At 49.9% G+C, this 12,467-nt stretch carries 9 protein-coding genes; 3 read left to right on the forward strand and 6 right to left on the reverse strand.

The genetic code is table 11. From position 1 onward, the window contains the following. Positions 1 to 9 precede the first annotated feature (9 nt). Together coaA and ICL55_RS28075 are read right to left on the reverse strand one after the other, a co-directional pair. A complete protein-coding gene (gene coaA, locus ICL55_RS28070; RefSeq protein ID WP_188103888.1) occupies positions 10 to 975 on the reverse strand; it encodes a type I pantothenate kinase in 966 nt (321 codons plus the stop codon). A gap of 7 nt (positions 976 to 982) precedes the next feature. After that, positions 983 to 2,338, reverse strand: coding sequence for an NAD-dependent succinate-semialdehyde dehydrogenase (locus tag ICL55_RS28075; RefSeq protein ID WP_188103890.1), 1,356 nt, complete (start codon positions 2,336 to 2,338; stop codon positions 983 to 985). Between the two features lie 123 nt (positions 2,339 to 2,461). Here ICL55_RS28075 and ICL55_RS28080 point away from each other — a divergent pair, with 123 nt between their 5' ends. Then, positions 2,462 to 3,619, forward strand: a complete 1,158-nt coding sequence (locus tag ICL55_RS28080; RefSeq protein WP_188103892.1) for an MFS transporter — start codon at positions 2,462 to 2,464, stop codon at positions 3,617 to 3,619. A 261-nt stretch (positions 3,620 to 3,880) separates the two neighbouring features. Here ICL55_RS28080 and pyk read toward each other — a convergent pair whose 3' ends face one another. Together pyk and pfkA are read right to left on the reverse strand one after the other, a co-directional pair. Next, entirely contained in the window at positions 3,881 to 5,368 is a 1,488-nt protein-coding gene (gene pyk, locus ICL55_RS28085; protein WP_188103894.1) for a pyruvate kinase, read from the reverse strand. Positions 5,369 to 5,380: 12 nt separating this feature from the next. After that, positions 5,381 to 6,361: a 6-phosphofructokinase gene (gene pfkA / locus ICL55_RS28090; protein WP_168869406.1), complete on the reverse strand. Its 981-nt coding sequence runs from the start codon at positions 6,359 to 6,361 to the stop codon at positions 5,381 to 5,383. Between the two features lie 176 nt (positions 6,362 to 6,537). Between pfkA and ICL55_RS28095 the strand changes: the two genes are divergently transcribed. Continuing rightward, on the forward strand, positions 6,538 to 8,622 hold the full coding sequence (locus ICL55_RS28095; RefSeq protein WP_188103896.1) for a prolyl oligopeptidase family serine peptidase: 2,085 nt from the start codon (positions 6,538 to 6,540) through the stop codon (positions 8,620 to 8,622). 184 nt (positions 8,623 to 8,806) lie between these two features. Next, a complete protein-coding gene (locus tag ICL55_RS28100) occupies positions 8,807 to 9,703 on the forward strand; it encodes an SDR family oxidoreductase (protein ID WP_188103899.1) in 897 nt (298 codons plus the stop codon). A gap of 3 nt (positions 9,704 to 9,706) precedes the next feature. On the opposite strand, the gene ICL55_RS28105 is transcribed toward ICL55_RS28100, so the two are convergent. Together ICL55_RS28105 and ICL55_RS28110 are read right to left on the reverse strand one after the other, a co-directional pair. After that, positions 9,707 to 10,666 carry an HU domain-containing protein gene (locus ICL55_RS28105; protein WP_188103901.1) on the reverse strand — a complete coding sequence of 320 codons (960 nt, stop codon included), beginning with the start codon at positions 10,664 to 10,666 and terminating at the stop codon, positions 9,707 to 9,709. Positions 10,667 to 10,800: 134 nt separating this feature from the next. Continuing rightward, positions 10,801 to 12,450 (reverse strand): porin family protein, encoded by a 1,650-nt coding sequence (locus ICL55_RS28110; RefSeq protein ID WP_188103904.1) that lies wholly within the window; start codon positions 12,448 to 12,450, stop codon positions 10,801 to 10,803. Positions 12,451 to 12,467: the final 17 nt, after the last annotated feature.

A 12,467-nucleotide genomic window follows, 5' to 3' on the forward strand; every position in this document is an offset into this window, starting at 1 on the left:
AATAAACGCTTAAGTCTTCCGTAGTTTAACGGACTGCACAAAATGATGATGCCCTTTTTCCAGTATCAGGCTGGCGCGGTAGCGGGTAGGGGCGATATTCTGTTCCAGATTAGGTTTGTTGATATCTTCCCAGATCTGAGTGGCCAGTTCCACGGTGGCGGCATCCGACAGGTGCGCGTAGCGGTGGAAAAAAGATTCCGGATTCTGGAAGGCGGTTGCCCGCAAAGACTCGAAGCGGGAGATATACCATTTACGGATATCTTTTTCTGCGGCATCTACATAAATAGAGAAATCGAAGAAATCAGACACGAAAATGGCCGGGTCTTTGTCTTTCTGTTGCTGACGAGGCCTTACCTGCAATACGTTCACGCCTTCTACGATCACGATGTCGGGTTGTTCTATCCATTGCAGCTGACCGGGCAGCACATCATATTCCAGGTGGGAGTAGAGAGGGGCGGCCACTCTTTCTTTGCCGGACTTCACATCGGCCAGAAAATGAATCAGCCTTTTGATATCATAACTTTCAGGGAAGCCTTTACGGTTCATGATATTATTGGCATCCAGTATTTTGTTGGGATAGAGGAACCCGTCGGTGGTGACGAGGTCCACCCGTGGATGGTCGGGCCAGGCCTGCAGCAGTCGTTGCAATACGCGGGCGGTGGTGCTTTTACCTACGGCCACGCTGCCGGCTATGCCGATAATATAAGGCACTTTCAGCTCCTGGCTGCCGAGGAAGCTGCTGGTAGCTTTATGCAGCGCCTGTGACGATTTAACGTACAAATTAATCAGATGGGCCAGCGGCAGGTATATCTGGGTGATCTCCTCCTGTGTAAGCGGTTCATTCATACCGTGCAGCTGCTCGAGGTCGTAGTAGTCCTGTAGTTGCAACAGCGCGTCACCGCTCGTTTCTGCCCATTCCTCACGGGAGAAAGTGATATAGGGAGTATAACGTTCTCGTTTAAGGGACGTGGTCATTTTACAGTTATTCTTGTATATAAATAGTCTTGATGTTCAAAAATTCGTGTGTGCCTTCCAGTGACAGCTCCCTGCCATAGCCGGATTGTTTGACACCGCCAAAAGGCAGCCGTGCATCGGACCGCACCAGGGCGTTGATAAAAACGTTACCGCTTTCTATCCGGGTGGCCAGGCGTGCGGCCTTGTCCAGGTCGCTGGTCCAGAGCGCGGAGCCCAGGCCGAAGTCAGTCTCGTTGGCCAGTGCGATCGCTTCGTCTTCGTTGGCAGCTTCAATAATCACGGCCACCGGTCCGAATATCTCTTCCCGGAAAGCGGTCATATTGCTGGTGACGCCGGTCAACAGTGTCGGGGCAAAGTTACATCCTTCATAGGTGCCGCCCAATTCCAGTTTGGCGCCCTGGCTGATGGTGTCCTGTAGCTGCTTGCCCAGTTCTTCGGCCAGGTCCGGACGGGCCATCGGCCCCATATGGGTACTGTCGAGCATCGGGTCGCCCTGTTGCAGGTTTTCCAGCAGGCGACGTACCGCGGCGGTGAAGGCCGGCACAATCTCTTTTTCTACGATCCACCGTTTGGCGGCAATGCAGGACTGTCCTGCGTTCTGCATACGTCCCTGTACGGCGGTCCTGGCGGCGGCCTCCAGATCGGCATCTTTCAGCACGATGAACGGATCGCTGCCACCCAGCTCCAGTACTGTTTTCTTCAGGTATTTGCCCGCCAGGGCGGCCACGCTTTTACCCGCTGGCGTGCTGCCGGTCAGCGTTACGCCCTGTATCCGCGGGTCGGCCACTATCGGCTCCAGGTCCCTGGAGGATACGAGCACCGACTGGAACGTGCCTTCCGGGAAGCCGGATTCCATAAAAACTTTCTCGATGGCCAGCGCACAACCACTCACATTGCTGGCGTGTTTCAACAGACCGGTATTGCCGGCTAATACATTGGGAATGGCAAAACGGAAAACCTGCCAGTAAGGAAAATTCCACGGCATAATGGCGAGAATGATGCCTTTGGGCTCATAACTCACATAACTTTTATAGGCTTCCGACTCGATGGGCCGTGGCTGTAATATTGCTGTAATGTTATCGGCGAAGTATTCCGCGGTGGCGGCACATTTCATTACCTCCGATCGGGCTTCTTTCAGCGTTTTGCCCATCTCCTGCGTGATCAGGGTGGCATGTGCTTCTACGTTGGCTTTTAATGATCCTGCCACCTGCATCATCCATTTCCGGCGCTGCTCCAGGGGTACCTGTAACAGCGTGCGGTAGGCCTTTTCTCCTGTCTGTAGCTTCTGTTCAATTTCCGCCGGGGTATGCGGCGTGTATTCAGCAATGGTCTTCTGTGTAAACGGATTGATACTTGTAAACATAGCTGTAACCTTTTTGCCCGTAAGCAGTGAAATAATGACAAATTTAGCCATTTCATATTAAACACTCTTTCCGGCAGGGATGAACGGAGAACTGTATCTTTGCATCTCCAAAAGACAGGTTATATGGCATTAAGCAGATGGAACATCATGATCATGGCCCTGTGTACGGGGCTTATCGTAGCAAATATTTATTATAGTCAGCCGCTGCTGGTACTGATGAGCCAGGAGTTCGGCGTATCGGAAAGCAACGCGGGACAGGTGACTTTCTTTACACAGGTAGGTTATGCGCTGGGACTCCTCTTCTGCGTACCGCTGGGTGACAAGCTGGAGCGTAAAGGGCAGATCATCGCCATGACCACAACAGCCGTAGCAGCCCTCGCAGCGGCAGGCTTCTCCCAAAACATCCTGATGCTCAAAATCACCGGACTGCTGATCGGGTTTACTTCTGTGGTGCCTCAACTGATACTGCCGCTGGCAGCGCATCTGACAGATGCGGCCAACAGAGGCAAGGTGATCGGTACTATCATGAGCGGACTGCTGGTAGGGATACTTTTATCCCGCACGCTGAGCGGTGTGGTAGGCCACCATTGGGGCTGGCGCGCTATGTTCTTCATCGCTGCCGGTATCAGCGCATTACTGGTGGTGATAATGATCTTTACGTTTCCCCAAAGCAGGCCACAGTTTACCGGTAGTTATGGCGACCTGATGAAGTCGCTGCTTACGCTGGCAAAGGAACAACCCATGCTGCGCGAAGCATCTGCCATCAATGCCTGCTGCTTTGCCATGTTCGGGATGTTCTGGACAACAGTGGTATTTCTGTTGTCTGAAAAACCATTCCTGTATACGAGCGAACAGATCGGCCTGATGGGACTGGCTGCGGCGGCGGGCGCACTGGGTGCCCCATTGATTGGACGCATCGCAGATAAAAAGAATCCGCGTATAGCCATTGGGTATGGTATCATCTTCCTGTTGGCGGGTTATGCGATGTTTTATGTCTTCCAGGCAAACATCATTGGAATCATCATCGGTATCATCGCAATAGACCTCGGTTTACAAGGTATCCATGTGTCTAACCAAACACGCATATACGCACTGCTGCCGGAAGCACGTAACCGGTTGAATACCGTGTTTATGACCACCAGCTTTATCGGTACCTCTATTGGTTCAGGACTGGGGTTGTGGGTTTGGTCAGTTGGCAAATGGAACGGAGTCTGTTTGGCCGGCACACTGCTGATACTCACTGCATTGGTGATCTATCTCGCTACCTACAAAAAGAAATAGCACACAGGCTACGTGCTAAAATCATGACCATGCCTTCTCTGTATCACATGCGTGCGCTATAACCACACTTCCGGTTATCAGGGTCAAAACTCCTTATGTCCCATCCAGAGACAATAATCTGATCATCACGGTTCCCTGATAAATCAGGAATTTGAACAACATCGTAGCCCAGGGCTTTAGCTCTGGGTTTTTTGGATAAAAAAAGAACGGCCGACCATTTGGTCAGCCGTTCTTTTTACAGATATCGGATTCCCGCCGAAACTATTCCACGCGGGTAATTTTGAGCATATTGGTCGGCAGGTGCAGTTTTACCGGTGTGCTACCAGTGTTTACGGCCACATCGCCCACTTTGATGAATCCTCTTTCTTTCAGGATGTTGATCTGATCGAATACGATATCATCGAGGCTTTCTTCTTCTTCGTAGTAGAAGGCGCGTACACCCCAGCTGAGGCTCAGCTGATTCACCAGTGTTCTTTCTTTGGTGAATACATACAGCGGAGAGCGTGGACGGTAGCTGCTCAGCATAAAGCCGGTATAGCCGCTCTGGGTCATGCCGATGAGGGCATCTGCATCCAGGTCTTCCGCGATTTTACAGGCGTTGTAGCACAGCGCGTCGCTGAGGAAGGTAGGAGAGTGGCGGTGAGGGATCAGGTTACGGTTGTAGATGATCGCTTCTTTTTCCACTTCCATGATGATTTTGTGCATGGTCTGGATCACCAGTTCAGGGAACTGTCCGGTGGCGGTTTCACCGCTGAGCATCACGGCGTCGGAGCCTTCCAGTACGGCGTTGGCCACGTCGGTGATTTCGGAACGGTTCGGACGGGTACGGTCGATCATGCTTTCCATCATCTGTGTAGCCACGATAACGGGCTTCGCACGGTGGATACATTTGCGGATAATATCTTTCTGGATCATCGGGATCTGTTCTACCGGCAGTTCCACGCCGAGGTCACCACGGGCGATCATCACGCCATCACTTTCCCAGATGATTTCTTTCAGGTTTTGGATCGCCTCCGGTTTTTCGATCTTGGAGATGATCTTGATTTTGGAGTTCCTTGCTTCCAGGCGTTTACGCAGATCGGCCAGGTCTTTTACGCTGCGTACGAAAGACAGCGCTACCCAGTCCAGTTCCTGATCGATAATGAACTCGAGGTCCACGACATCTTTTTCTGTCAGGGCAGGCAGGGACACTTTGGTGTCTGGCAGGTTAAAACCTTTTTTGGAAGACAGTACGCCGGGTAAGCTTACTTCTGCCTTGATTTCACCGGTAGGAAGCAGTTCCTTTACTACTGTTTCGATTTTACCATCGTCCAGCAGAATTTTCTGGCCAATGCGAAGATCTTTGTACAGGTCAGGGTAGGAAACGTAAATTTTTTCCATGTTGCCCACTACTTTTTCGTTGACAAAGGTGAGGATATCACCTTTTTTCAGCGGCAGGGCGTTATTTTCAATTTCACCAACGCGGAGTTTAGGTCCCTGAAGGTCTCCGAGCATGGCTACGTTGTAAGGTTCGGTTTTGTTGATCTGACGGATATATTCGATGATCCGCAGTTTATCTTCATGCGAGCCGTGTGAAAAGTTGAGGCGGAATACGTTTACGCCTGCTTTCACCAGCGCCAGCAGCTGTTCATAGGTATCACAGGCCGGACCAACGGTTGCCACGATTTTTGTTTTGCGGGAAGAGTGTGCTCTACCGGCAGCGTTGTCCATCTGCTTGTGATAGTATTTCGAAAGATCCTTTGTACTCATAAGTCTTATTTTTTAACTCGCAAGAATTTTAACAATCTTAAACCATTCGGGGTCAATTTCCTGTTTTGCTTTAACGGCTTTGTCCAGGGGGGTGTAATGGATCTTGTCGTTTACGATCCCGATCATGACATTGTGAATGCCTTCGAGGAGGGCGTCTACAGCGGCATAGCCCATGCGGCTTGCCAGGATACGGTCTGTACAGGAGGGAGAACCACCCCTTTGGATATGTCCAAGGATACATACTCTGGTATCCAGTTGCGGACAACTTTCTTTAATGCGGCGTGCTACTTCATTGGCGCCGCCGGTTTCGTCACCTTCGGCCACCACGATCAGATTAACCAGTTTTTTGCGGCGTTCATTGGCCTGCAATTCTTCAATAATGTCGTGTAATTCGGTTTTGCGTTCCGGCATCATAATATGCTCGGCACCAGTGGCGATACCGCTGTGTAATGCGATGTAACCGGCATCACGGCCCATTACTTCGATCACAAACAACCGGTCATGCGCGTCTGCAGTGTCCCTGATTTTGTCAATGGCATCGATCGCAGTATTCACCGCCGTATCAAAACCAATGGTGTTGTCAGTTCCCGCAATGTCCTTGTCAATAGTACCAGGCAAGCCTATACAGGGAATGTCAAATTCCTGGCTGAATTTCTGAGCCCCATTGAACGAACCATCTCCCCCGATCACAATCAAACCGTCAATGTTGTGCTTTTTCAGATTTTCATAAGCTTTTTTTCGCCCTTCATATTCATAGAACTCTTTGCACCGGGCGGTCTTTAAGATGGTGCCTCCGCGTTGAATAATGTTGGCAACAGATTTGGACTCCATCGGGAAAATCTCATTCTTTAAAATTCCCCTATATCCATACATGACGCCGAACACATTCAGCTGATGATAAATGCCCGTTCTTACCACCGCACGAACGGCTGCGTTCATGCCCGGGGCATCTCCACCGGAGGTAAGGACTGCAATGTTGTTCAATTTTTTCATATAAATTGCTAAAAAAATATCTTAAAGGCGCACAAAAATAACATTTTGCAATTGTTTTCTAACAGTTATCTTATGAATTAACCTAAATATTTAATTTTAATCAAACAAAGTAGCTAATTTTTTTAAAAAATATAGGCATGTTGAAAAAGACTAATAAGACTTGGTTGATATTAGGCATGAGTTTAATGACTATGGAAGGTATAGCACAACAAAAAAACTGGCAATATCCGGTTGCTAAAAAAGTAGATACTGTAGATGACTACCACGGAACTCGTATCCCTGATCCCTATCGCTGGCTCGAAGACGACCACAGCGCAGAAACCAAAGCCTGGGTGGACGCTGAAAACAAAGTGACCCAGGACTATCTCGCTACCATCCCTTTCCGCGCTTCCGTTAAAAAGAGACTGGAAGAACTCTGGAACTACCCTAAAACAGGTGCGCCGGTCAAACATGGTAATTATTATTACTTCTTTAAAAATGATGGCCTCCAGAACCAGGCTGTCCTGTACCGCAGCACTACTCCCGACGGTACCCCGGAAGTATTCATCGATCCTAACAAACTGTCCGCCTCCGGCACTACCGCCCTGGGGACCCTCACTTTCTCGAAAGACGGGAAATATGCGGCCTACCTGATCGCGAAAGCCGGGTCCGACTGGCAGGAAGCTTATGTGATGGACGTGGCCACCCGCCAGCTCCTCTCCGATAAACTGGAATGGATCAAATTCAGTGGCCTCAGCTGGAGAGGCGACGGCTTCTATTACAGCCGCTACGACAAACCGGACGAGCAAAGCAAACTGTCCAAAAAGAACGAATTCCAGAAAGTATATTTCCATAAAATAGGCCAGCCACAGGAACAGGATGAACTGATTTATGTGGACAAGGACCATCCGCTCCGCAACGCTACGGTGGGCGTAACGGAAGATGAACGTTTCCTCATCCTCTCCACTTCAGAAGGCACCTCCGGCAGGGAAATCTGGTACCGCGATATGCAAAATCCGGCGCAGACCTCTTTCTCGCTGCTGGTGAAAGGCTTCGCCAACGAACCTTCTGTAATTGATAATGACGGTGGAAAACTGCTGGTGCTCACCAATCATCAGGCGCCTAATTATAAAGTGGTGCTGATTGATCCGGCTAATCCGGCTGAATCCAACTGGAAAGTCATTGTACCGGAGAAAAAAGAAGTACTGCAAAACGTAGGCGATGCCGGCGGTAAGCTGTTGTTGTCTTACCTTAAAGATGCTTCCACCCGCGTATACCAATATGATTACAGCGGCCGCCTGGAACATGAAGTCAAACTGCCGGGCATCGGTACGGCCGGCGGCTTCAATGGCAGAAAAGAAGATCAGGAACTGTTTGTTACCTATACCTCTTTTGTGGCGCCGCCAACTGTTTATCGCTATGATATCAAAACAGGTAAAATGTCCCTGTTCAACAAAGCGGCGGTGAAATTCAATCCGGACGATTACGAAACCAAACAGGTATTCTTCACCAGTAAAGATGGTACCAAAGTGCCGATGTTCCTGTCTTCCAGAAAAGGGATGAAGAACAATGGCAACAACCCGGTGCTGATCTACGGTTACGGTGGATTCAATATCGCACAAACGCCGGGCTTCAGCGTGTCCAACCTGTACTTTATGGAACAGGGAGGCACTTACGCGGTAGTGGCATTGCGCGGTGGCAGCGAGTATGGAGAAGCATGGCACAAAGCCGGTATGAAGGAAAAGAAACAAAACGTATTCGATGACTTCATCGGTGCGGCAGAATACCTGGTGAAAACAAAGTACACCAATCCTGCTAAAATAGCTATCCGCGGCGGTTCCAACGGAGGCCTGCTGATAGGCGCCTGTATGACGCAGCGCCCTGAACTCTTCAAAGTGGCGCTGCCGGCAGTAGGGGTAATGGATATGCTGCGCTTCCAGAAATTCACCATCGGCTGGGCCTGGGCGGTGGAATACGGCAGCAGCGATAATGCGGAAGATTTCAAATATCTCGTGAAATACTCTCCACTGCATAATCTGAAGAAAGGGGTTGCTTATCCGGCTACGATGGTGACCACTGCAGATCATGACGACCGTGTGGTGCCGGCGCACTCCTTTAAGTTTGCGGCCACACTGCAGGAAAGCAACGCAGGCCCTAATCCGGTGCTGATCCGCATAGAAACACAGGCGGGGCATGGTGCAGGCAAACCTACGTCCAAACTGATAGAGGAGGCAACAGACATGTGGTCGTTCACCATGTATAATCTGGGGATGAAGCCATAAGCCGGCTGCTCCCACTGCATATAACGTTAGCGGAAAGTACAGGACAACAATACTGTGCTTTCCGCTAACTTTTTTTACAGGCTGACGGCCCTTTTGTCTAAAAAAAATCCCCCGTACACGTTAATTGCTGAATGCTGACAGCTATTTTTTCTTATCTTTAAAGACAGCGTACTAATATGGCATTATGAAGGTATTAATTACAGGTAGCAATGGACTGCTGGGACAACATTTAATTCCGGTATTCGTCCAAAACAAGACATACGATGTAATAGCCACCGGCAGAGGTGCTAACCGTTCCCCTCAACGCGACCATTACATTTACGAAGCGGTCAACCTGCGGGATGCCGGCAGCGTACAGCAGCTGGTCCAGAAACATCAGCCGGACCTGATCATCCATAGCGGCGCCATGTCACAGGTGGATGACTGCGAAAAAAACAAAGACGCCTGCTGGGATACCAACGTAGGCGCTACACGTTATCTCGTCAACGCGGCAGAAAAAGTAAACGCCGCTTTTATTTTCCTCTCTACGGACTTTGTGTTTGATGGCCTCAGCGGACCTTATGACGAAGATGCGCCGGTCAACCCCATTAACTATTATGGTACCAGCAAAGCAGCGGCAGAGCGACTGGTGCGTAACAGCAAGCTGTCATGGGCCATCGTGCGTACCGTGCTCGTATACGGCGTGTCCAACGATCCGCATCGCAGCAATATGATCACATGGGTGAAAAACAATCTCCAGCAGGGTAAAAAGATCAAAGTGGTAGACGACCAGTGGCGTACACCTACCCTTTGCCAGGACCTGGCCACGGGATGCCTGCTGCTGGCAGAAAAGAAAGCAACCGGTATGTTTAATATCTCCGGTAAGGAAGTATTGACTCCTTATGACATGGCCCTTAAAACAGCTGAATATTTTCAGCTGGATACCAGCCTCATTGAAAAGATAAGCTCCAAAAGCCTCGCCCAGCCAGCCGCCCGCCCGGCTAAAACCGGCCTGATCATCGATAAGGCGGTCAATGAACTGGGATATCATCCGCATACCTTCGCGGAAGGACTGGATATCGTGGCAGCGGAAATCAAATAAGCTTTAATATTCCAGATAAGCTTTATTGATACCGAATTTACTCCTGTTTTCCTGTAGCGTGCTTGTAGTGTCTATCGGTAAGGATCTTACCGGTACGGCTACTTTATAACGGTTATCGCGGCGATACATCACCACATTTTGTTTCCAACTCTGCCTTTTCACCGCTTTTTTGGCGGCAGAAAGACTGTCCTGGAACTCCTCCAGTACAACGAAGTAGGAGATAGAGTCAGACACAGCAGGCGTTGCCACAGCGCTGCTGTCGGGAACAGTCGCCTGTTTCGTGGTATCTCTGGTTACCACCGGCGCAGGGATGTTCACCGGCGCCTGACGGCCAATATACCACCAGGCAGCCAGTCCGCCGAGCAGAATAAGCGCGCCGGCCACGGCCCACCACCATTTGAAAATACTGCCTTCTGTGACGGCTTCCAGCGTGTTCTCCTCTTCAGGGGTCATCACTGGCTCTACAGGCGCAGCGGCTGGGGGAACGGGTGGTTCCACCGGCGTCATAGCGGTAGTAGGTGCAACTACAGGTACTGACGTTGTGGGCGCAGCGGGGTCTTCCCGCAGTATCGGCATAATGGGCAGGTCGGAAGGGTCTACCGGCAGCTCCTCCGGATGGAAATGCAGATTACCGGCAAAATCGCCCTGTAACTTGCCAATACCAGGCAGTTCCAGCGCTTGTCCGGGCTGCAGCGCCTCCTTAAATTCTTCAATGTACTTCTCCAGCTTCCTTTGGGCTACAGCAGGCACCAGGTTCTCTTTCAGGGCTATCCATTCCAGACAGGAGCCATCATCCTGCCACGACTGGGTGAACACCACCTGATCGCGCGGGGGAAGCAACGTTTGTGCACCGGCGTTATACCGTGCCGGAAAATGCTGGATGGAAAAGGTACCGATGTGGGGAACAACGCAAATCCGCTGCCTGAACAATACTTCCTGGATATATTGCTGTAGTATCAACATGAAGAGGTGTTTGATTTACGATTTTTTGATTTACGATTTTTTGATTTTATGATGTAGGGAAAACGCTTGGGATTCCCTACAATCACAAAATCGTAAATCAAAAAATCGCAAATTCTATTCAAGTTAACTCAAAATCAGAACTTCACCATAATTCCGCCTACGATGTTGAAACCATAGGTCGGATAAAGGTACCAGCGTTGATAATGAGAATTGAAGATGTTATTGGCGTTCAGCCACAGATTGAAGTTTTTACCGATATCATAAGATGCGCCGGCATTCATGTCCCAGGCGCCGCTTGTTTTGCCGAAATCCTTGCTGGGCAGCACATAATAACTGCCGCTGAGGGCAAACAGGTCCGCATTCAGGTGCAGCTTTTTATTCAGGGTGTACTGTACAAACAGGTCGCCCTGGAAAGGAGGCAGATGCCATGGTTTTACTTCGGTCGTTTGTTTGTTGTAGTTGTACCAGTCGAAAGTCACCCTCGCCTGAAATTTCTCTTCTTCAATATACCCTACTTCTGCATGCAGCTGGAAAGCGCGTAGCTGCTCTTCGTTGCGGGTGGTGAAGTATTTGGTATCTGCGGCGTCATTCACGAACAGGGGCATATTATACCAGGTCACAGACGCAAACTTGGTATTGTAGTTGAAATGGCCGCCCAGCGTACCTTTGATGCCGGTGTACTTTTCTTCTACACGGGTATTGAGGATGCCGTCCACCAGACCGTTGAGGAACGGATTTTTATTGGCCAGGTTGCGGTAGGAGTTCTTGTCGAAATAAGAAATCCAGCCGCTGCTCAGGATCAGTTTTTTACGTACCAGGTGTGATTCGTTCACGATGTCTGGCAACAGATAGAACTTGTCGTTGGTCCAGGTGGGGTTTACGCCGGCATGCAGCACAAATCCCGGTTTGATGATGTCCACTGACGGATGAATGGCCACCACATTGTTGTTGATGTTACGGCCATTATCCTGTTTGTAGGTCGACAGGTCGAAAACACCTTCTGCTTTGATAAAGATATCTTCAAACACCTGCTTACGCACGGGTATTTTAGCGATGAAAGTATTCTCGGTACGTTTATACGAATCGTTGAAAGCGATGAATTTCACAGTAGGCTGAAACTGAAACGCCCAGTCGTTTTGTGGACGGTTCTTCAGTCCTACCTGTGCTGTCAGCGTGTTAAAAGTCTGTGCTACATCTTTTTTATCGTATTTCAGGCTGTCGTGATTATAACCATAATAGTGGATGGTATTCCGGTCATAACCGATACTGGCATCCACCTGCATGGTAGGCAGCAGATAAGAACCGGAGGCCAGCGCGTTGAGGGTGCTGTAGTTCTGGTCGGATATTTCCTTGCCTTGTGAGCTGGTGTAGTTGACAAACAGGCCGTAGTTGTACAGATCTTTGCGGCCGCTGCCGAAACCTGCCTGCACATATGGTGTTTTATAGTTACCGTAGCCGAGTTTGATAAAGTTGTTCTGCAACACGGACAGGGAGTCTTTACCCAATGCCAGCGGTTTCAGCGGGGCTGCCTGGTACATGAAGTTCAGGTTCAGGGCCGGCACCTGGTATTTCAATACGGGCCTGCTGGTGTCTACACCAGGCAGGGAGGCGGTCAGGTTCAGTTTATAGGCGTCGCGCAGCTTAGGCTGATTGGTGGAAATGATATCGATCGTTTCCTGTTTCAGCGGCTCCTGTGCCCATGCCTGCTGCTGATGAAGGATGCCTGTGAGGCACATGCCTGCTATGATAAAAGCGCGTTTGCGATGTATGTTGAGAATATTCATGCTGTCGTAATCTTAAA

It is taken from the genome of Chitinophaga varians (genome assembly GCF_014529945.1).
Taxonomy (GTDB): Bacteria; Bacteroidota; Bacteroidia; order Chitinophagales; family Chitinophagaceae; genus Chitinophaga; species Chitinophaga varians.